Here is a 20,743-nt window from a genome sequence, read left to right as displayed (position 1 = left end):
GCCGCGGCGGCGGTGTTGCCAAAGCGGCGCAGCGGCGGGTCAGCCGGCCTGGACCGGCACCCAGTCGGCGTACTTCGCGGTCCGCCCGTCACCGGACGAGCGGCCGCGCAGCCGGCGGTGTACCCAGGGCACCACGAACTCCCGGTAGTAGCGGGCCTCGGCGAGCAGGCTGCGCCGGCCGACCGGTGCCGGGTCGACCACGTGCGCCTCGGTCGGGTGGCCCAGCCCGTCCAGCACCAGGCTGGCGACCCGGCGGTGGCCGGCAGAGTTGAGATGCAGGCGGTCGGGCGACCAGTACTGTTCGCGGCGGATCTCCACGTCGCTGAAAACGTCGATGAAGTCGAGACCGTGCCGGGCTGCGAGCTCAGCGGTGGCGGCGGTCAGCGAGACCCCGCGCCGCCGCATCGTCGTGCCGAACGGCAGCCGGGCGCTCGGGTCGCCGCCGCTGAGCAGCACCAGCCGAACCCCGGCGTCGGCGCAGCGGCGTACCGCGCCCTCGGTCAGCGCGACCAGCCGGCTCAGGTCCGTGCCGGGGCGCATCATGTCGTTGCCGCCGCCGTTGAGGGTGATCATCGTCGGGAGTGGGGACAGCGACAGTGCCCGGTCGAGCTGCTGGGTGACGATCGGCTCCAGCAGCCGTCCCCGGACCGCCAGGTTGGCGTACTGCACGCTACCGCCATTCGCGGCGGCGAGCCCGGCGGCGACCAAATCGGCCCAGCCGCGTACGGTGCCGTCCGGCAACTCGTCGCCGAGCCCTTCGGTGAAACTGTCCCCGATCGCCACGTACCGCACCCGCGACCCTCCCCGTTCCGCGAAACCAGCGGCACCAAGTTACCTCCCGGTACTGACAGGTGCTGTGACGCGGATCCTGTTCTGACGGTTGGCGGGCAGTGCTTCCTGACCGGGCAGCCCGTCCGAGGCCAGGTGAGTGAGCTTAGGGATCAACTTGCGGGCACGTCCGGCGAACGGCGGAAGTGGATCTGTTCAGCGGACGCCGTCCCGTCTGGCCAGCTACGCCGCGCCGGACATGCGTGTCGAGTGAGGTGGACCTCCGGTAGTTTCGCGCGACTTGCCCTATTTGCTGTCGTTCTCGTTTCTGACGGATGGGCGCACCGGCCTGTCCGGCTCACGCAGAAGACGAGACGGGGGAAAAGTGCAGTCAACGTTGAAACGGGTGGCCAGCGTCTCGCTGGCCGCGCTACTTGGCACCGCTGGCGGGTTGGCGGTGACGGCCGCACCCGCCTACGCAGCTCCCGGAGACGCGCATGCGAGGGGGGTGATCGTCGACCTCTCGGCTGAGGTCCTCGGGATTCCGGTGATCGAGGCCAGTGCGGTGATCGGGTCGGTGGACGCCCCACCCGCCGGCGGCACCGACACCGAGACCCTGCTCGACATCACCCTGCCGGGAGCCATCGGCGTCGCCGCCGACGGCACCGTCCTGGAGGTCAGCGCTACCAGGGGCCCAATTTCGTCGTCCGCCTCGTCCTCGGTCGCCGACGTGTCGTTGGACATCCTCGGGGTGAACGTGCTGACCGCATCGGCCGTCGAGGCTGCGGTCAGCTGCCCCTTCGTCGGTCCGCAGACTGCCGACACGACGTTGACCGGGCTTACCGTGTTCGGCCTGGCGGAGGTCCTGATCCCGAACGGGCCGAGCCTTGACGTGAGCGCCGCGGTGACGGTACCGGGTCTGGTCGGAGCGATGCTCGATGTCTCGCTGTCGCGTATCGAGACCGTCACCGCCGACAGCGCGGCGGCGGCCACCATCGTGCTCACCGCCTCACTCTCGGGTCTGCTCCTCGGGTTCCCGGTGGTCATCCCGGTCGGTGAAGTCATCATCGCCGAGGCCACCTGTGAACGTCCGGCCGCACCGGCGCCGCCGACTGCGTCGTCTATTGATCCGGATTCTGGTCCGCAGTCTGGTGGTCAGGTGGTGACGATCACTGGTTCGGGTTTTGTGCCGGGTGACACGGCGGTGACGTTTGACGGGTTGCCGGCCACTGATGTGGTGGTGGATCCGTCTGGTACGTCGTTGACGGCGGTGACTCCGGCGCATGCGCCTGGTGTGGTGGATGTGGTGGTGACCACTGATGGTGGTTCGACTGATCCGTTGGCGTACACGTATCTGGCTGATGGTTCGGATGCGGTGGTGACGGATCTGGATCCTGATTTCGGGCCGACGTCTGGTGGTACCACGGTGACGATTACTGGTTCGGGTTTCACTGGGGCGACCGGTGTCACGTTTGATGGCGTGGCGGGTACGGGGTTCGCGGTGAATCCGGCTGGTACGGAGATCACGGTGGTGACTCCGCCGGGTGCTGCTGGTCCGGCTGATGTGGTGTTGGTGTTCCCGGCTGGTACTGCGGATGCGGGGATCTTCACCTATGTGCCGCCGACGATTGATTCGGTGGTGCCGGATTCGGGTCCGAACACGGGTGGTACCACGGTGACGGTCACGGGTTCCGGGTTCACCGGGGCGACTGATGTGACGTTCGGTGGTGTGCCGGGGACTGATCTGGTGGTGGATCCGTCGGGTATGTCGTTGACGGTGGTGACGCCGCCGGGGCCGGTGGGTCCGGTTGATGTGGTGGTGGTGTTGCCGGGTGACGACGCGGTCGCTCCGGACGGCTTCACCTACGTGGTCGCGCCGCCGACTGCGTCGTCTATTGATCCGGATTCTGGTCCGCAGTCTGGTGGTCAGGTGGTGACGATCACTGGTTCGGGTTTTGTGCCGGGTGACACGGCGGTGACGTTTGACGGGTTGCCGGCCACTGATGTGGTGGTGGATCCGTCTGGTACGTCGTTGACGGCGGTGACTCCGGCGCATGCGCCTGGTGTGGTGGATGTGGTGGTGACCACTGATGGTGGTTCGACTGATCCGTTGGCGTACACGTATCTGGCTGATGGTTCGGATGCGGTGGTGACGGATCTGGATCCTGATTTCGGGCCGACGTCTGGTGGTACCACGGTGACGATTACTGGTTCGGGTTTCACTGGGGCGACCGGTGTCACGTTTGATGGCGTGGCGGGTACGGGGTTCGCGGTGAATCCGGCTGGTACGGAGATCACGGTGGTGACTCCGCCGGGTGCTGCTGGTCCGGCTGATGTGGTGTTGGTGTTCCCGGCTGGTACTGCGGATGCGGGGATCTTCACCTATGTGCCGCCGACGATTGATTCGGTGGTGCCGGATTCGGGTCCGAACACGGGTGGTACCACGGTGACGGTCACGGGTTCCGGGTTCACCGGGGCGACTGATGTGACGTTCGGTGGTGTGCCGGGGACTGATCTGGTGGTGGATCCGTCGGGTATGTCGTTGACGGTGGTGACGCCGCCGGGGCCGGTGGGTCCGGTTGATGTGGTGGTGGTGTTGCCGGGTGACGACGCGGTCGCTCCGGACGGCTTCACCTACGTGGTCGCGCCGCCGACTGCGTCGTCTATTGATCCGGATTCTGGTCCGCAGTCTGGTGGTCAGGTGGTGACGATCACTGGTTCGGGTTTTGTGCCGGGTGACACGGCGGTGACGTTTGACGGGTTGCCGGCCACTGATGTGGTGGTGGATCCGTCGGGTACGTCGTTGACGGCGGTGACTCCGGCGCATGCGCCTGGTGTGGTGGATGTGGTGGTGACCACTGATGGTGGTTCGACTGATCCGTTGGCGTACACGTATCTGGCTGATGGTTCGGATGCGGTGGTGACGGATCTGGATCCTGATTTCGGGCCGACGTCTGGTGGTACCACGGTGACGATTACTGGTTCGGGTTTCACTGGGGCGACCGGTGTCACGTTTGATGGCGTGGCGGGTACGGGGTTCGCGGTGAATCCGGCTGGTACGGAGATCACGGTGGTGACTCCGCCGGGTGCTGCTGGTCCGGCTGATGTGGTGTTGGTGTTCCCGGCTGGTACTGCGGATGCGGGGATCTTCACCTATGTGCCGCCGACGATTGATTCGGTGGTGCCGGATTCGGGTCCGAACACGGGTGGTACCACGGTGACGGTCACGGGTTCCGGTTTTACCGGGGCGACTGATGTGACGTTCGGTGGTGTGCCGGGGACTGATCTGGTGGTGGATCCGTCGGGTACGTCGTTGACGGTGGTGACGCCGCCGGGGCCGGTGGGTCCGGTTGATGTGGTGGTGGTGTTGCCGGGTGACGACGCGGTCGCTCCGGACGGCTTCACCTACTCGGGTGGCCCGGCACCGGTGATCGACTCGGTCGACCCTGGACAGGGACCGGCCAACGGCGGGACCACAGTGGTGGTCGGAGGCAGCGGCTTCATCCCAGGCCAGACGACCGTGACGATCTGCGGCAAGACGATTCCAGCGAACAAGGTCACGGTCAACAGTTCCGGGACCTCGCTGAGCTTCGTCACTCCGCCGTGCGACGTCAAGCACACAACCATCACGGTGACGACACCGAACGGCACCTCGAACGAGATCGCCTTCCGGTACGTGGGGCTGCCGGTCACCGGCAGCGCGACCACGAACCTGATCACCAGCGGCGGTGCGCTCGTGGTGCTGGGCATCTCGTTGCTCCTGCTCACCCGCCGTCGGGCGAACAGGGCGTGACACGCAACAACTGAGAAAGCGGGTGGCCCCGGGAGCGCATGAGCGACCGGGGCCACCCGCCGTTACCAGGCTCACCGGGCCGGACCCGACCGGACGATAACGGGGTGCCAGCGGCGTCGGATCATGCGATGGTCGGCGGCATGACCGACTATCTGGCGCTCAACCGGGCCAGCTGGGACGAGCGCGCGCCGGCACACGCCGCATCGCCGGACTACCGGGTGGCGCAGCTGATCGCCGACCCGGCGCTGCTCAGTGAGGTGGTGCGCTTCGACCTGCCGAGGCTCGGCGACCTGACCGGCGTACGCGGAGTGCATCTGCAGTGCCACATCGGCACCGACACGCTGTCGCTGGCCCGGCTGGGCGCGACCATGACCGGCCTGGACCTTTCCGGCGCGTCCCTGGCCGAGGCCCGGCGGATCGCCGCAGCCGCACAGACCCCGGTCGAGTACGTCGAAGCCGATGTCTACCGCGCCGTGGAGGTGCTCGGCGCGGGAGGGTTCGACCTCGTCTTCACCGGGATCGGCGCGCTCTGCTGGCTGCCGAGCGTGACCCGATGGGCGGAGACGGTGGCCGCACTGCTGCGGCCGGGCGGCCGGCTGTTCCTGCGGGAAGGGCACCCGGCGCTGTGGGCGGTCGACGAGACCCGCCCGGACGGCCTGCTCGTGCTCGACCTGCCGTACTTCGAGACGGACCGGCCGCTGGTATGGAACGAGGACGGCACCTACGTCGATACGGCCGTCAGCTTCACCCATAACCTGACCCACTCCTGGAACCACGGCATCGGGGAGATCTTCACCGCGCTCACCGACGCCGGGCTCCAGGTGACGATGCTGGTCGAGCACGACAGCGTGCCGTGGAACGCGTTGCCCGGCCGGATGATAAAGGGCGACGACGGCGAGTGGCGGTTGACTGAACGACCGGAGCGGTTCCCACTCAGCTACACCCTGCAGGCGGTCCGGGTCAGCTAAGGCTGTCGCGCCACTGGTGGTGCAGCACGGCGTACCGACCGCCGTCGGCGATCAGGTCGGCGGGCCGGCCGTCCTCGACGATCCGGCCGTCGTCGAGGACCAGCACCCGGTCGGCGATCTGCACCGTCGACAGCCGATGCGCGATGACCAGCGCAGTGCGCCCGTGGCCGGTCGGCGAGCTGTTGGCCCCCGGTCCGTCGCCGTTGCGGCCACCGTCGTTGCCGCCACCGCAGTTCTGGCTACTGCAGTTCTGGCCACCGTCGAGCATGGTCTGCAACGCCCGCTGCACCAGGCGCTCGGTCGGCACGTCCAGCGACGAGGTCGCCTCGTCGAGGATCAAAACTGCCGGGTCGGCCAGCACCGCCCGGGCGAAGGCGACCAACTGCCGTTGCCCGGCGGACAGCCGCCCGCCGCGCCGGTGCACGTCGGTGGCGTACCCGTCGGGAAGTCCGGCGATGAACTCGTGTGCGCCGATCGCCCGCGCCGCAGCCTCGACCTCGGTGTCGGTGGCGTCCGGCCGGCCGAACCGGATGTTGTCCGCGACGCTGCCGGCGAAGAGGTGATTCTCCTGCGTCACCATGATCACGTCCCGCCGTAGGTCGCGGCCGGCGATGTCGCGCAGGTCGATCCCGTCCAGGGTGACCGACCCGCTGACCGGATCGTAGAGCCGGGCCACCAGCTTGGCGATCGTTGACTTGCCGGCCCCGGTGGCCCCGACCAGCGCGACCGTCTGCCCGGCCGGAATGCGCAGGGTCAGCTCGGGCAGCACCAGACGGTCCGGCCGGTAGCCGAAGGAAACGGCATGCAGCCGCACCGCGCCGCGTACCGGCTGCGGCAGCGGCCGCGGCCGCACCGGTTCGGGGACGTCCGGCCGCTCGTCGAGTACGCCGGAGAGCTTCTCCAGCGCCGCGGTCGCCGACTGCAGCGAGTTGTAGAACTGGCTCAGCTCCTGCATCGGCTCGAAGAACCGGCGCAGGTACAGCAGGAACGCGGCGAGCACGCCGATCTCAGTGCGGCCCTGCAGCACCTGCCAACCGCCGAAGGTGAGCACCATCGCGATGGCCACGTTGCCGATGCCCTTGAGGCTCGGTGAGTAGATCGCGATCAGCCGGAACGCGTGCAGGCTGGCCCGCTGGAAGCCGGTGTTGACCTCTGCGAAGATCTCCTGGTTGCGGGGCTCGCGCCGGAACGCGTGCACGGCCCGGACACCACCGAGCGACTCCACGAAGTGGACGATCAGCAGCGCCACAGTCTCCCGGGTACGCCGGTAGGCGACGGTGGAGGCGCGGGCGAACCAGATCGACATCCACAGCAGGAACGGGAATGCCAGCAGGGTCACCAGGGCCAGCGGCAGGTCCAGCCAGAGCAGGATCGCCGCCACCGAGACCACCGACAGCCCGGCGAGCACCAGATCGTCGATGCCGCCGTTGACCAGCTCGGAGATCGAGTCCATGTCACTGGTCAACCGGGCCACCACCCGGCCGGAGGTGTAGCGCTCGTGAAAGCTGACCGACAGGCCGAGGAAATGCCGGTACACCCGCTGACGCAGGTCGAGCAGGATCGCCTGACCGATCCGGGCAGACAGGATCAGGAAGCTGCGCTTGCCGACGTACTCGGCGACGGTGGCGACCGCGAAGGCGACGGCGATCGCGATCAGCGGCCCCGCGTCGCCGTCGTCGGTCAGCGGCGGAATGGCCCGGTCGATACCCAGCATCACCAGGTACGGACCGGCCATCGCGGCGGCGTTCTGCAGCAGCAGCAGGGCGACCGCCACCGCGATCATGCGCCGGTGCGGCCGGGTCAGCGAGCCGAGCAGCGCCCGGCTGCGGGCCCGGACCCGGGCGTTGTCGACCGGGTCGCCGTCGCCTGCGCCGCCGACCCCGTCCGCCGCCCGGTCGGAGATCCCACGCCAGTCCAGCTGCCCGTCGTCGTACCTGCTCGCGTCGCGATCTGCGGTACCGCCGGCACCGTCGGTCCGGTTCACCGCGACCTGACCAGGCCGGGTCCGTCGGCGGAGAGTACGGCCCGGTAGGCGGGCACGGTGGCGAGCAGTTCGGTGTGGGTGCCGACAGCCGCGATCCGGCCCGCGTCCAGCAGTGCCACCCGGTCGGCCAACGCGACCGTGGACGGCCGGTGCACCACCAGCAGCGCGGTGGTGCCGACCAGCACTCGGCGCAGCGCCTGCTCCACCAACGCCTCGGTGTGCACGTCCAGGGCGGACAGCGGGTCGTCGAGCACCAGCACCCGGGGCCGGCCCAGCACCGCCCGGGCCAGCGCCAGCCGCTGCCGCTGTCCGCCGGACAGTGACAGCCCCTGCTCGCCGATTCGGGTCCGCAACCCCCAGGGCAGGTCGTGGACGAAGTCGGCCTGCGCCAACCGGACCGCGGCGTGCACCTCGGCGTCGGTGGCGTCCGGGCGGCCGAGGGTCAAATTCTCCCGGACCGACATCGAGAACAGGGTGGGGTCCTCGAACGCCACGCCGACGCACCGGCGCAGCTCGTCGAGGCGCAGGTCGCGCAGGTCATGACCGTCCAGGGTGATCCGCCCGCCGGTGACGTCGTACAGCCGCGGCACCAGCGACACCAGGCTGGTCTTGCCGCTGCCGGTCAGGCCGGCGATGGCCAACGTCTCACCCGGCCGTACGGTGAGGTCGACGCCGCGCAGCACCGGCTCCGGCGTCCCCGGGTAGCCGAAGGTGACGTTGTCGAAACGCAACTCGCCGCGGACCTCACCGACCCGGATCCTGATGGCATCCGGTCGGTCGACGATCGACGGCGAGGTGTCCAGCACCTCCTGAATCCGGTCGGCGGCGGTCATCGCCTCCTGGGCGTGCGAGATGATCCAGCCCAGCGACTTGATCGGCCAGATCAGCATCAGTTGCAGGGTGACGAAGGCGACCAGTTGACCGATGGTGAGCTGCTGGTCGGCGACGGCGACAGCCCCGACAACCAGCACGACCGCGAGGCTCGCGTTCGGCACCAGGTCGTAGCGGGCCGAGGCATGGGCGAGCAGCCGGCCCTTGCCGACCGCGGTGTCGTGCAGCTCGCGGGCCAGGTCGGTGAAGCGCGCGGTGAGGTACGGCCCGCGCCCGAACGAAATGATGGTCCGCAGCCCTTGCGCGGACTCCTCGACCAGGGTGGCCAGGTCACCCTGCTGGTCCTGCATTCGTCGGGACACCCGCAGGTAGGCGCGGGTGAACTGGTGGCTGAACAGGTATAGCGGTAGGGCGCTGGCCGCCACCACCAGTCCCAACGGCCAGTACAGGTGCAGCAGCAGCGCCACCACGGTCAGGTAGGTCGCCGAGTTGAGGATCAGGAACAGCAGGCCGAAGGAGAGGAAGCGTCGGATAACCGACAGATCGCTGATCGCCCGGGACAGCAGCTGCCCGGACTGCCACTGGTCGTGGAAGGTGACCGGGAGTCGCTGCAGGTGGGCGTAGATGTCGTCGCGGATGGTGCTCTCCATCCCGATCGACGAGGCACTCTGTGTCCACCGCCGGATGAAGATGAGCACCGCCTCGACGACGCCGAGCAGCAGGGCGAGTCCACCGAGGAACAGCAGACCAGCGGGATCACCAGCGGCCACCGGGCCGTCCACCACCTCGGCGATGACCAGCGGGATGGCGATGCCGGCCCCGGTCGCTGCTGCGGCGGCCGCCAGCAGCCAACCAAGTTGACCGAGGTACGGGCGCAGGTAACAGCGCAGTCGCCAGAGATTGTGGACGGCGCGCCGCCGGGGCGGAGATCGGTCGGGTACGGCGTCCACACCACGACGGTAGCCGGTGCCGGCACCGGTTCACTGCCCTGCGAAGGTCACCTGCGATTCATGGTCGAGCAGCCACTTCTTGATCGGCAGACCCCATCGGTAGCCGCCCAGCGTGCCGTCGCCGCGCAGCACCCGGTGGCAGGGGACCACCAGCGCGACCGCGTTGCGGGCGCAGGCGCCGGCTGCCGCCCGGACCGCTGCCGGGCGGCCGGAGCGCAGGGCGAACGCCGTATAGCTGACCGGCCCGCCGGGCTTCACCTCACGCAGCGCCGACCAGGCGGTGCGCTGGAACGGACCGCCGCGCTGACTGACCGGGAGCTGGTCGATCGCAGTGAGCTCACCGGCCAGGTAGGACCGTACGGCGCGGGTGACGTCGCCGAGGTCGGCCCGGTGGCGGACCGGTCCGCGCAGGTCGGGGTGGACCACGGCGAGCAGGTCGTCCGGGTCGGCGGTGAAGCCGGCGGCCCGCAGTGCCCCGTCCGGGTCGGCGATCAGTGTCAGCGGCCCGACCGCCGTGGCGATCGTACTCGCGTCCAATGTCGAAGACGTTGTCATCATTCACTCCGATGTAGATTTCGTTGGCGTGGCGGACCGCCACAGCCGCAGGTTGGCGTAGGACCGCCAGGGCCGCCAGCGCTCAGCGTGGGTGGTCAGGTCTGCGGGGGAGGCGGGCAGGCCGAGCGCCGCCGCGCCGCGCCGTACCCCCAGGTCGGTGCCGAGCAGCACATCCGGGTCGCCGAGCGCCCGCATCGCCACATAACCGGCGGTCCACGGGCCGATGCCGGGCAGTGCGGTGAGCCGGTGCGACAGCTCGGCCCGGTCGCTGCCCAGGTCGAGCCCGATGTCGCCGTCGGCGACCCCGGCGGCCAACGCGCGCAGCGTGCCGCGCCGGGTGGCTGGCATCGCGAAGGCGTCGTCGGGTAGGGCGAGCAGTTCGGCCGGGCCCGGGAACGGCGCCAGGCCGTCCGCAGGCAGGGCTGTTCGCGACCCGTCCGCAGGCGGGGCTGTTCGCGACCCGTCCGCAGGCGGGGCTGTTCGCGACGCGGTCGCCGCGCAGAGGCGGGCCAGCACCCGGCGGGCGGCGGACACCGAGATCTGCTGCCCGACCACGGCCCGTACCGCCAGTTCGAAGCCGTCCACCGCGCCCGGCACCCGGACCCCGGGCTCGGCGGCGACAGCAGCGGCGAACGCCGGATCGGCACCCAGCACGGCGTCCACCGCCGCCGGGTCGGCGTCCAGGTCGAACAGCCGGCGGCAGCGGGACACCGCCGGTGCCAGATCACGCAGGTCGGCGAGGCGCAACGCGGCGGCGAGGAAACCGTCGTGCGGGGTGAGCGCCACCGTGCCGGTGCCGTACGGCAACCGCAGCGCACGCCGGTATCTGCCGCCGTCGGCGGACTCCACGCCGGGCACCGCCCGGTCGGCCAGGAATCCGAGTACGGCGTCGACCGCCATCGGCCGACGGAACGCCAGCCGTACGGTGATCACCCCGGCCCGGTCGGGCGCACCGGGCCGTACGCGGCCGCGCAGCGTCGACGGCGGGCCGCCGTACACCGTCCGGAACGTGTCGTTGAACTGCCGGACGCTGCCGAACCCGGCCGCGAACGCGATCTCGGCGACGGTCAGAGCGGTCCGCTCCACCAGGATCCGGGCCGTCTGCGCACGCTGCGCCCTGGCCAACGCCAGCGGGCCGGCCCCCACCTGCTCGGTCAGCACCCGGGTGAGATGCCGTTCGGTGTAGCCGAGCCGGCGGGCCAGCCCCGGTACGCCGCCGCGGTCCACCACCCCGTCGCCGATCAACCGCATCGCCCGCCCGACCAGGTCGGCGCGGCGGTCCCAGTCGGGCGAACCCGGGGTGGCGTCGGGGTGGCAGCGCCGGCAGGCGCGCAGCCCGGCCTGTTGCGCGGCGGCCGCCGAGGCAAAGAACCGAACGTTGTCCCGCTTCGGGGTGACCGCCGGGCAGGACGGCCGGCAGTAGATGCCGGTCGACGTCACGCCGGTGTAGAACCAGCCATCGAAGCGCTGGTCGCGGCTGTCCACCACTCGGTAGCACCGCTCGAAGTCGAGCTCCATGGGTCGATCCTGCCCGCTTGCCGGCCCGGTCGGCTGGCGGGAATCGGACCTGCAGTCACGAGCCCTGGCCCGTGCCGGCCGGCTGGGTAGCGCTGGCCGTGCCGCCCGTGCCGGCCGGCCGGGTAGCGCCGGCGGCCAGCAGGCCGATCGCCAACGCCCCGAGCACCACCAGCAGCGATCGTAGGATGCCGACCTGCTCGGCCAGGAAACCGATCAGTGGCGGACCGGCCAGGAACGAGGTGTAGCCGATCGAACTGACCACCGACACCCGTACCGCCGCCCGGTCGGCCTCGTCGGCGGCCGCGCTCATCCCGACCGGGAAGCCGAGCGACGCCCCGGCGCCCCACAGCAGTGCCCCGAGCAGCGCCAGCGGCAGCGTCGGCCCGAACACCACCAGGGCCAGGCCGATCAGGGCGAGCACCGCCGTCGCCCGCAGCACCGTCACCCGTCCCCAGCGTTGCAACGCCGTACCGCCGACCATCCGGGCGGCGGTCATCGCCGCGACAAACACCCCGAATGCGACCGCGCCGACCGCGTCACCGACTTGGTAGCCGTCGACCACGGCCAGGGTGAGCCAGTCGTTCGCCACCCCTTCGACGAACGCGAAGGCCAGCACCAGCAGACCGATCAGCAGGGTGCGCGGCTCCCGCCAGGCACGCAGCACCCCGGACCGGGGTGCTGCCGCGCCGGGCACCCGCACCGGGACCGGCAGGAACATCCGTACGGCCGCGGCGATCGAGGCGATCACCAGCAGTGCGGTGACGGCGAGTTGCCAGTCGACCGGCACCGCCAGCCAGGCACACCCGGCCCCGAGGAGCGCGCCGGTCACCGTACCCAGGCTGAAGCCGGCGTGGAAACGGGGCATCAGCGGGCGGTCGAGCCGGCGCTCGACGTCGGCACCCTCAACGTTCATCGCCACGTCCCAGCTGCTCAACCCGGTGCCGGTCAGCAGCAGCCCGGCGCCGGCCAGTGGCGGTGAGACGACCGCCACACCGACTGCGACGGCGAGCATCCCGACGGTCACGGCCGCGGCGCCCAGCAGCACCGTCCGGTGGGGCCCGATCGCGTGTACCAGCGGACCGGACAGCGGCAGCGCGCTGACCGCGCCCACCGACGTGCACAACAGCAGCAGCCCGAACTGGGCGTTGGTCAGATCGAGGGCGTCGCGGATCGCCGGGGTACGGGAGATCCACGAGGCGAACGCCAGACCACTGACCCCGAACGCGATCGCGACCGCGATGCGTGCCCGTTCCACCACCGGCCGCGCCAGCGCCGCCGCCCCGTTCGCCACCACGCCACCCGCTCCCCGCTCGCCCGGACCTTGTCGTCCACCCGAACGTCCGTCCGGGCGGCAACGGTACGCCGCTCGCAGCGGGTACCGCCCGGTGCTGCCGGGTCTGGCCGCGCTGGGCACACGGCGCCGTTGCCCTGCGCAGACGGTAGAGCACGCGTCACTGGTAAGTAACATGACGATGCTCACCATCAACTGCTGGCAGCGGCGCTCTCGCCATCTGTGTCGGTCGATGGGCTCCGTTCGGCGACCTGGCTCCTGGATCGATAGAGTGGCACAGTTTGGTGCACCTCGATAAAGGAGTCGGTAGATATCATGCGTCGCCTACTGGCCAGCGCCGTCCTCGGCTCGGCCCTGATCCTCGGATTCACCGGCTGCGGCACCGAGCCGCCGCCGACGGGCGCGCCGTCGCCGACCGTCGGCAGCAGCACCGCCAGTGAGGCCGACATCCTCGCCGCCACCAACGCCGCCTGCAATCAGGCGGTATCGATGAGCAGCGACTTCGCCGCCGGTTTCCAGCGTGACGTCAACCAGTTCGCCGACCCGACGGCCAGCGCGGGGGCGCCGGCGGACGCGAAGGACAACTTCGAGGCGCAGATGCGCGGCTGGTCGGCGACGCTCACCTCACTGGCCACCGGCCCGGTGTCGGACGAACTGCGGACGGTGCTGACCGAGAGTACGGCCGCGATCGAGGCCGCCACCGAGATCGGTGAGACTCCGCTCAGCGACGAGCAGGTCGCCGCCGTGGTGGCGATCCCAGAAGATTTCCGCGCCGTCTGCGAGTGACGTCCACGAGGGGCCGGGCGGGCCGGGAGCAGACGTCCGTTAGCCTGGTCCAGTTTGCTCGCCTCTCAATGGACGGATCTTCGATGCGACGTACCCTGATCACCGCCGCCGCTGCGACGGCGCTCGCGTTGACCCTGGCCGGCTGCGGCGGTGGCGACAGCGAAACCGACACCGCCGCCGGTCAGACGTCATCGCCGACGGCGACCGCGTCGGCCGACGCGGAGTCGGCCGGCTCCGCCGAGGGCGGGGCCGCCGCGGCCACCAAGACGGCATGCGACACGGCGGTACCGGTCGCCGAGGAGACTGCATCGACCATCGAGGCGTACTTCGCCGACCTCATCGCCGCAGTGGCTGAGGGCGGGACGGCTGCGGAGACCGCCGACGCCGAGTTCCGGGCCAAGTTCACCGACCTCTCGGCAATGCTGGAGTCGCTCGCCGCCGACCCGGTCGACGCCGACGTGCAGCAGGCGTTGACCGAGGCGTCCGAGTTCGCCGCCCAGATCGTCGACCCGGACGACAACACCCCGATGGGACAGGTGGAGGGTCGCCTGGCCGAGCTGGCGGAGAAGCTGAAGACCGCCTGCGCCTGACCCGCCACCGGACGCTGCGTAGACTCGACCGACGTGAGTCTCACCATCGGCATCGTCGGCCTGCCCAACGTCGGCAAGAGCACCCTGTTCAACGCGCTCACCAAGAACGACGTCCTCGCGGCGAACTACCCCTTCGCCACGATCGAGCCGAACGTCGGGGTGGTGGGGCTGCCGGACGGGCGGCTGGGCAGGCTGGCGGAGATCTTCGGCTCGGAGAAGACCATCCCGGCGCCGGTGTCGTTCGTCGACATCGCCGGTCTGGTGCGGGGCGCGTCCAAGGGGCAGGGCCGAGGCAACGCCTTCCTGGCCAACATCCGCGACGCCGCCGCGATCTGCCAGGTCGTGCGGGTCTTCTCCGACCCGAACGTGGTGCACGTCGACGGCAAGGTCTCCCCGGGTGATGACATCGCCACGATCAACACCGAGCTGATCCTGGCCGACCTGCAGACCTTGGAGAAGGCGCTGCCCCGGCTGGAGAAGGAAGCCCGGCTGCGCAAGGACCGGGCGGCGATCCACGCCGCCGCGAAGGCCGCCGCCGCGCTGCTCGACGGCGGGACCACGCTGTACGCGGGTGCGGCCGCCGCCGGCATCGACGTCGCCGAGCTGCGTGAGCTGCACCTGCTCACCACCAAGCCGTTCCTGTACGTCTTCAACGTCGACGAGGACGAGCTGGGCAATGCCGAGCTGCTCGCCGAGCTGCGGGCGCTGGTCGCCCCGGCCGAGGCGGTCTTCATGGACGCCAAGATCGAGTCCGAGTTGATCGATCTGCCGGACGACGAGGCGATGGAGCTGCTGGAGTCGACCGGGCAGAGCGAGCCGGGGCTCAACCAGCTGATCCGGGTCGGATTCCGTACGCTTGGGCTGCAGACGTACCTCACCGCCGGGCCGAAGGAGGCGCGGGCCTGGACCATCCCGGTTGGGGCGACCGCGCCGGAGGCCGCCGGGGTGATCCACTCCGACTTCCAGCGCGGCTTCATCAAGGCCGAGATCGTCTCCTACGACGACCTGGTCGCGGCCGGCACGATGGCGGCGGCCAAGGCGGCCGGCAAGGTCCGGATGGAGGGCAAGGAGTACGTCATGCAGGATGGCGACGTCGTCGAGTTCCGCTTCAACGTCTGATTCCGGCATGCCGGGCACGAGCCGGCGTGTGCCTCGTCCCAGAATTAGCGGTGTCTGCGAGGTGGTAGCAGCTGTGCCCAGCTCGCGGTAATACCGTGGTATGGTTGCTGGATGGCGAGGACGAGGAAGGTCACGATCACGCTGCCGGTGGAGCTGCTGGAGAGCATGAAGTCGCACACCGACAACGTCTCCGGCTACCTCACCGAGCTGGCCGAGCGGGCTGAACGGCGGAGGCTTCTCCGGGAGGAGTTGGACCGCTATCAAGCTGAGTCCGGGGCGTTCACCGATCAGGAGATGGCCGAGGCCCAGGCGCTTCTGTACGGGACCAGGGAGACGGACCGGGCGGCGTGAGCCTCGAATCGCTTGTGCTCGACTCGCAAGGCTTCTCGGGATGGATCGGCCGGGATCGCATGGTGATGCGACTGCTGGAGCAGGCGGAGCGTGACGGGGCTGATCTGGCCATGTCGGCTGCCACGATCATCGAGGTTTCCCACACCGGCGTGGACACCGCTCGGCTGACCTGGCTGTTGTCCCGCATTCGTGTGGAGGCGGTGACGGAAGAGAACGCCCGTCGCAGTGCGGGGCTGTTGAAGGCGGCGGGGCTGCACGGGCACAAGTACGCCATCGATGCCATGGTCGCCGAGATGGCGCTACGACTACCCGCGCCGGTCGCGGTCTTGACGTCGGATGTCGACGACATGACCAGGTTGTGCGGGCATCGGGTTCGGGTCATCAGGCTGTAGGCCGGCCCTGCGGCCGTGGCAGAGATGCGTCAGGCAGTTGAGCGGCTGCCCGGCTCAGCTCTTGCGACCGGGCACAAGCCCGTCCAGATTCAGCTTGAGCTCGAACGGCGTCGTGGTGTGCAGCTCGTGGCGGTGGATCCCGGTCGCGACGTACGACCGGGTGGGCTCGTCGAGCTCGTATGCGTGGACCACCGGTGATCCACCCTCGTCCTCGACGCGCCAGTAGTGCGGAATGCCGGCTTCCGCGTACTTGCGCAGCTTGACTGTCCGGTCGCGGTGGGCCGACTCCGGCGACACCACCTCGACGACCAACAGCACCTGGTCGGGTGTGTAGAAGGTGCAGTCCGGGTCGTAGTAGGGAGCCCGCGTGGCGAGGAGATCGGGCTCGGGGCGGTTCCGTTCGTCGAGCCGAATCGTCATCTCCCGCTCAATCTCGACGCCTGCTGGCGCCTGCTCCATGAGAGCGAAGAGCAAAGCGGAGACAGCTCGGCCGTGCCAAGCCCGCTGGGGGGACATCATGAAGACGAGTGCTCCGTCGATCAGCTCGGTGTGACGGGGCGCCTGCGGGAGCTGGTCGAGGTCGTCGGCGTACCACCCTTCAGGGCGGGGCGGCCGCATCCACTCGGGCACTGCGGTCATGTTCCTCACCGTAACAGCCGGCTTCTGTTGACTTACCGTCGTTCAGTCTCGATGTCTGCGCCGCATCGAGGTGAGGCTCAGACACCTTACGAGGCGGTTTTGAGGTGCGTGAGACTCACCTCGACGCTGAACGGAGGGGTCAGCCTTGGTGGTGGAACGGTCCCAGTCGGTATAGGGCCTTGACGCCTTCGCCGGAGTCGATATTGGCCAACCGAAGGCGGTCGACGGCAACATCCACCCGCTGACCGGTTCCGCCTGAGCCGGCGTCGGCCCAGATCTGCACCGTCCCGTGCCCCGGCAGCACTCTCGGACCGACCACGGCTCCTGAGGAGGCGTCGTATCGCCGCGCGCTTCGTCTGGGAATCCGCGGTGCGGGTGGGTTTTGGGCTGGTGAACTGAATGGATAGCATCGGTCGGCTGGACAGGTGGCAGCCTGTGAGCATGGTCGACCCGTGGTCGCCGCGTTCGTTTGCCGAGCAGGTGGCCGATGCGCTCAACGCGCAGATCGATAGCGGCGATTGGCTGCCGGGGCGCAAGCTGCCTGGTGAGGTGACGTTGGCGCAGACGTACCTCGTGGCGCGTGGCACCGTGCGGGCCGCGCTTGACGTGCTACGCGAGGAAGGCCGTGTGGTCACCTTCGCCGGTCGCGGCACGTTCGTTACGCCAGACCCGAAGCCCTGAGGCACCTTCCGCCGTGGCAGGTGACCTTGAGGCGGCAGCGGAGGCGTACCGGGCTGCGCTCCGACGCGTGCAGGATGGGCTCGCGGAAGTCGCTTCAGCGCGTGCCGAGGTGCCACAGGTACGGAAGCGGCTTGCGGCCGCAATCGTGACTGCATACCGAGGCGGTGCCCGCGTGGGCGAGATCGCTCGGGTGACTGGCTACGGCCGGGAACAGGTCCGGCGGATCCTGCGAGCCGGCGGTGTCGAGCCGGAGAAGCCGGAAGCCGCTTAGGTTGAGCGCGGGATGGACATAATCGAGCGGTCAGCCCTGCTGTCTGTCGGTCCCGCGGTCGGTCACGAGATGTAGTGCAGGATCACGTTGTGTACGTGGTGGGACTTCTGGTCGCCACGGAACTCGACCTCGTAGGTGTGGGTGCCGACGTTGATCGCGATGGCGCCGGACGAGAAGTACGAGCCGCCCCAGGACTTGTTGCTCACTACGCTCACGCTGGTGATCTTCGAGTACGGGATGCTGGTGATGGCGACCTTTTTGCCGACGAACGACTTGTCCTGGATGATCACCCGGCGGTTGGTCAGCCCGATGAAGCCGGTGCCGGTGCCGATCGCGTCGTAGACCGCGATCACCTGCTCCCCGTCGAGCAGCCCGCTCTCGATCTGCCGAAGTTGCTCCCGCCGGTCGTACGCCACGTTCGCCATGTGCCCGAGGGTAGGCGGCGGGCACAACCACGCCAGCGATGAGCGAGGTCGCTGCGGTCAGCGGTGATCCGTGCGGGGGACGCGGGATCAGCGCAGGTCGACGACCGTACGGTAGGCGTCCTCGATGCGGGCCGCGAGTGCGACGTCGCCGTCGGTGATCTTGTCGCCGTCGGGGGAGCCGAGCCGGATCTGGGTCTGTCCGTCGGCTCGGCGTACGTCGGGCCGCAGGTGCAGGGCGTCGGCTGCTACCTTGATCCGCTCGGTGAGCTCGGCGTGCTGGCTGTCGTCGAGCAGCAGGGTTCGCCGGAGTTGCTGGCCGTCCTGCGTCCACCCGTCCAGTTGCGTGAGCGCATCGCTAAGGTAGTCGCGGCCGGTCCGGCTGGACCAGAGTGCTCGCAAAGCCACACCTCCCAGGCGTCGTTGCCGGCTTGTGGCCAAATCGTCGCCATCCTGTGTCTTGGTCGGTGGTCCCCAGTCTGGCCGCTAACTGGTTGGTGTGTCCACGTCCACCCTTCCGTCATCTGCTGTCCTAGCAGTCAGCAGGGTTACCCGAAATGCTGATTGATCTGGCAGGCTCATCTGCTGTGCGGAGCGGGCGGGCGAGGCGTCAGGTGGTGGTCGGGGCGGCGATCGTCGTTGACGGTCGGGTGCTGGCGTGTGCCCGGACCCATCCACCGGGCGCGGCCGGCAAGTGGGAGTTTCCCGGCGGCAAGGTGGAGAGCGGCGAGACCGAGACCGATGCCCTGATCCGTGAGTGCCGCGAGGAACTCGGGGTTGCGATCACGGTGGGTGACCGGGTCGGCCCCGACCAGCCGCTCGGCCACGGCCGGTCGGTGCTGCGGGTCTACCTCGCCGGACTGCTCGGACCGGCGCAGCCGACCGCGCTCGAGCACTCAGCTCTGCGCTGGCTGGCGGCCGACGAACTCGATCAGGTCACCTGGCTGCCCGCAGATCAGCCGATCGTCGCCGAGCTCCGTCCGTTGCTGCACGCCGGCAGCAGGCCGCACGACGGCTGATGCCGGGTGCTGTGGTGTCCAGTACAGGCTGCGGCTCAGTATGGGCTGGCGCTCGGGTCGCGACTACCGCGGACCGAGCCGGGAGCGACTCCGATCATGCGTTTGAACGCCCGGCTGAACGCGGCTTCCGATCCGTAGCCGGACTGGCCGGCCAGTTCGCGGACCGTCGTCTGGCCCTGTTCGAGCCTGGCGAGCGCGACGTGCATCCGCCACCGGGTGACGTACTGGAGTACCGGTTCACCGACGAGCCGGGTGAACCGGGCCGCGAACGACGACCGCGACATCGCGGCTACGCGCGCCAGCGAGGCGACGGTCCAGGTACGGCTGGGTTCGCGGTGGATCGCCGCGATGGCCCGCCCGATCAGTGGGTCTGACAGCGCGCCGAGCCATCCGGCTCGCGCCTGCGGGTCGTCGCTGTCGATCCATGACCTGATCGCCTGGATCACCAGGATGTCAGCGAGTCTGGTGGTGACGGCTTCCCCGCCCGGGCGAAGGTCCGACACCTCGCTGGTCAGCAACGCGAGGGTGGCACCGATCCAGCCACTGGTCCGCGGGTCCGACCCGGTCGCATGGATGACCGGTGGCAGCAGCCGTACGAGTTGGTGAGCGGCCGGCCCCTCGAACGACACCACTGCGCAGACCAGCGTGGACGTCTCGCCGCCGCCACCGTGACGGAGTATCGAGTAGTGCGCGTTGAGATGTTCCTGCGGTAGCAGGTCGACCCGTCCGGCCTTTCCGGCCTGTCCGGTCTGTGGGCTGCTCATCAGCAGATGCCCACGGCCATGCGGCACGAGCGCGAGGTCGCCGGCGCTCAACTGCAGTGGTGGCGCGTCCCCGACACGTAGCCAGCAGCCACCGGACGTCACGACATGGACACTCAGACAATCGCCGAACGGCGGCATCTCCAGCGCCCATGGGGCGCTGACCTCGGTGCGGCAGTAGAAGATCCCGGTCATCCGCAGCAGGTGCAGTGCTTCCCCGACCGGGTCCACCGACACCCACGGCGCATCGACCTCGAGTTTCACCATCGCGATTCCTGGACGATCGAGCATACTTTCGCGTTTCCCGATCATATCCTCGCCGACCCGGAACTGATTTTGTCGATGGGGAGCCGCGCACTGGCGGCAACGACGACAGGGGGAGCAGCGATGAAGGTACTGGTGGTCGGTGCATCCGGTGGGTCCGGCCGTGCCACGGTGCGGGAACTCGGCCACCGGGGCCATGAGGTCACCGCGTTCTCGCGGAACGCGACGACGGTGGCCGGGCAGGTCGATGGCGGCTTGCTGCGCGGGGTGAATGGCGACGCCACCGACCCTGGTGACGTCGACAAGGCAGTGCGTGGTCAGGATGCGGTGATCGTCACGCTGGGCATCAGCGAGAACCCGGTGGGGGTCAGGCTGCGTGGTCCGGCGCACACGCCGCTGGATGTCCGTTCCCGGGGGACCGGTGTCGTTGTCGAGGCGATGCGTCGTCACGGCGTACGCCGGTTGGTGGTGCAGACGTCGTACGGCGTCGGACCCACCCGGACGCACCTGCCCATGCTCCAGCGTCTGGTCTTCTGGGTCCTCCTACGACCGCAGATCGTCGACACCGAGAGGCAGGAGCGGATCGTGCGGTCCAGTGGCCTGGACTGGACCGCAGTTCAACCGGTGAACCTCACCGACGACGACCCGGCCGAGCCGCCGTTCGTCTCGACCACCGGTGCGACCCGCAGCATGAAAGTGGCTCGTACGCAGGTCGCCTGGCTCCTGGCGGAGTCGGTCGAGAACGACGGCCACATCGGCGCGACACTCTCCCTCTCGGCTCGATGACCGA

Annotated in this window: 19 protein-coding genes and 1 pseudogene; 10 read left to right on the top strand and 10 right to left on the bottom strand. The window is 69.4% G+C overall.

Features of this window, described 5'->3' with window-relative positions:
- Positions 1-39 precede the first annotated feature (39 nt).
- Positions 40-792 carry an SGNH/GDSL hydrolase family protein gene (locus O7543_RS14420; protein ID WP_281567464.1) on the bottom strand — a complete coding sequence of 251 codons (753 nt, stop codon included), beginning with the start codon at positions 790-792 and terminating at the stop codon, positions 40-42.
- A gap of 382 nt (positions 793-1,174) precedes the next feature.
- Here O7543_RS14420 and O7543_RS14415 point away from each other — a divergent pair, with 382 nt between their 5' ends.
- Together O7543_RS14415 and O7543_RS14410 are read left to right on the top strand one after the other, a co-directional pair.
- Positions 1,175-4,561: an IPT/TIG domain-containing protein gene (locus tag O7543_RS14415; RefSeq protein WP_281567463.1), complete on the top strand. Its 3,387-nt coding sequence runs from the start codon at positions 1,175-1,177 to the stop codon at positions 4,559-4,561.
- A 140-nt stretch (positions 4,562-4,701) separates the two neighbouring features.
- A complete protein-coding gene (locus tag O7543_RS14410) occupies positions 4,702-5,529 on the top strand; it encodes a class I SAM-dependent methyltransferase (RefSeq protein WP_281567462.1) in 828 nt (275 codons plus the stop codon).
- 262 nt (positions 5,530-5,791) lie between these two features.
- Here O7543_RS14410 and O7543_RS14405 read toward each other — a convergent pair.
- From O7543_RS14405 to O7543_RS14385, 5 genes and pseudogenes are all read right to left on the bottom strand, one after another.
- A pseudogene (locus tag O7543_RS14405) lies at positions 5,792-7,447 on the bottom strand (ABC transporter ATP-binding protein); the annotation flags it as partial.
- A gap of 62 nt (positions 7,448-7,509) precedes the next feature.
- Positions 7,510-9,294, bottom strand: a complete 1,785-nt coding sequence (locus O7543_RS14400; protein ID WP_281553354.1) for an ABC transporter ATP-binding protein — start codon at positions 9,292-9,294, stop codon at positions 7,510-7,512.
- Positions 9,295-9,324: 30 nt separating this feature from the next.
- Positions 9,325-9,852: a methylated-DNA--[protein]-cysteine S-methyltransferase gene (locus O7543_RS14395; protein ID WP_281567461.1), complete on the bottom strand. Its 528-nt coding sequence runs from the start codon at positions 9,850-9,852 to the stop codon at positions 9,325-9,327.
- Positions 9,853-11,367, bottom strand: coding sequence for an AlkA N-terminal domain-containing protein (locus tag O7543_RS14390; protein WP_281567460.1), 1,515 nt, complete (start codon positions 11,365-11,367; stop codon positions 9,853-9,855). It abuts the gene before it with no gap.
- A 55-nt stretch (positions 11,368-11,422) separates the two neighbouring features.
- Positions 11,423-12,661, bottom strand: coding sequence for an MFS transporter (locus tag O7543_RS14385; protein ID WP_281567459.1), 1,239 nt, complete (start codon positions 12,659-12,661; stop codon positions 11,423-11,425).
- A gap of 312 nt (positions 12,662-12,973) precedes the next feature.
- Between O7543_RS14385 and O7543_RS14380 the strand changes: the two genes are divergently transcribed.
- The 5 genes from O7543_RS14380 to O7543_RS14360 all read left to right on the top strand — a co-directional run bounded on the left by O7543_RS14380 (position 12,974) and on the right by O7543_RS14360 (position 15,896).
- A complete protein-coding gene (locus tag O7543_RS14380; protein WP_281567458.1) occupies positions 12,974-13,444 on the top strand; it encodes a hypothetical protein in 471 nt (156 codons plus the stop codon).
- 83 nt (positions 13,445-13,527) lie between these two features.
- The gene (locus O7543_RS14375; RefSeq protein ID WP_281553359.1) at positions 13,528-14,034 is read left to right on the top strand and encodes a hypothetical protein; all 507 of its coding nucleotides are present in this window, start codon (positions 13,528-13,530) and stop codon (positions 14,032-14,034) included.
- Between the two features lie 33 nt (positions 14,035-14,067).
- Positions 14,068-15,153 (top strand): redox-regulated ATPase YchF, encoded by a 1,086-nt coding sequence (gene ychF / locus O7543_RS14370; RefSeq protein ID WP_281553360.1) that lies wholly within the window; start codon positions 14,068-14,070, stop codon positions 15,151-15,153.
- 111 nt (positions 15,154-15,264) lie between these two features.
- Complete coding sequence (locus O7543_RS14365; RefSeq protein WP_123605371.1) at positions 15,265-15,504, top strand: hypothetical protein; 240 nt, start codon at positions 15,265-15,267, stop codon at positions 15,502-15,504.
- Positions 15,501-15,896, top strand: a complete 396-nt coding sequence (locus O7543_RS14360; protein ID WP_281567457.1) for a PIN domain-containing protein — start codon at positions 15,501-15,503, stop codon at positions 15,894-15,896. The genes O7543_RS14365 and O7543_RS14360 overlap by 4 nt, the downstream gene beginning before the upstream one ends.
- 54 nt (positions 15,897-15,950) lie before the next feature.
- Here O7543_RS14360 and O7543_RS14355 read toward each other — a convergent pair whose 3' ends face one another.
- Entirely contained in the window at positions 15,951-16,535 is a 585-nt protein-coding gene (locus tag O7543_RS14355) for a Uma2 family endonuclease (RefSeq protein WP_278167158.1), read from the bottom strand.
- Positions 16,536-16,976: 441 nt separating this feature from the next.
- On the opposite strand from O7543_RS14355, the gene O7543_RS14350 reads away from it, so the two are divergent.
- Complete coding sequence (locus O7543_RS14350; RefSeq protein WP_281567491.1) at positions 16,977-17,216, top strand: winged helix-turn-helix domain-containing protein; 240 nt, start codon at positions 16,977-16,979, stop codon at positions 17,214-17,216.
- Positions 17,217-17,549: 333 nt separating this feature from the next.
- On the opposite strand, the gene O7543_RS14345 is transcribed toward O7543_RS14350, so the two are convergent.
- Positions 17,550-17,912, bottom strand: a complete 363-nt coding sequence (locus O7543_RS14345; RefSeq protein ID WP_123605368.1) for a PH domain-containing protein — start codon at positions 17,910-17,912, stop codon at positions 17,550-17,552.
- 87 nt (positions 17,913-17,999) lie between these two features.
- Positions 18,000-18,311: a 4a-hydroxytetrahydrobiopterin dehydratase gene (locus O7543_RS14340; RefSeq protein ID WP_281567456.1), complete on the bottom strand. Its 312-nt coding sequence runs from the start codon at positions 18,309-18,311 to the stop codon at positions 18,000-18,002.
- Between the two features lie 155 nt (positions 18,312-18,466).
- Here O7543_RS14340 and O7543_RS14335 point away from each other — a divergent pair, with 155 nt between their 5' ends.
- Positions 18,467-18,928, top strand: a complete 462-nt coding sequence (locus O7543_RS14335) for a (deoxy)nucleoside triphosphate pyrophosphohydrolase (RefSeq protein WP_278167161.1) — start codon at positions 18,467-18,469, stop codon at positions 18,926-18,928.
- 35 nt (positions 18,929-18,963) lie between these two features.
- Here the strand turns inward: O7543_RS14335 and O7543_RS14330 are convergent, their stop codons facing one another.
- Positions 18,964-19,956, bottom strand: coding sequence for an AraC family transcriptional regulator (locus O7543_RS14330; protein WP_281567455.1), 993 nt, complete (start codon positions 19,954-19,956; stop codon positions 18,964-18,966).
- Between O7543_RS14330 and O7543_RS14325 the strand changes: the two genes are divergently transcribed.
- Positions 19,894-20,739, top strand: a complete 846-nt coding sequence (locus tag O7543_RS14325; RefSeq protein ID WP_281553364.1) for an NAD(P)-binding oxidoreductase — start codon at positions 19,894-19,896, stop codon at positions 20,737-20,739. The genes O7543_RS14330 and O7543_RS14325 overlap by 63 nt on opposite strands.
- The last annotated feature ends 4 nt before the right edge of the window (positions 20,740-20,743 follow it).

Origin of the sequence: Solwaraspora sp. WMMA2080, from assembly GCF_027497395.1 — a bacterium.
GTDB lineage: Bacteria > Actinomycetota > Actinomycetes > Mycobacteriales > Micromonosporaceae > Micromonospora_E.
Note: the sequence above shows the minus strand (reverse complement) of the source record. Positions and strands in the feature narration are given on the sequence as shown.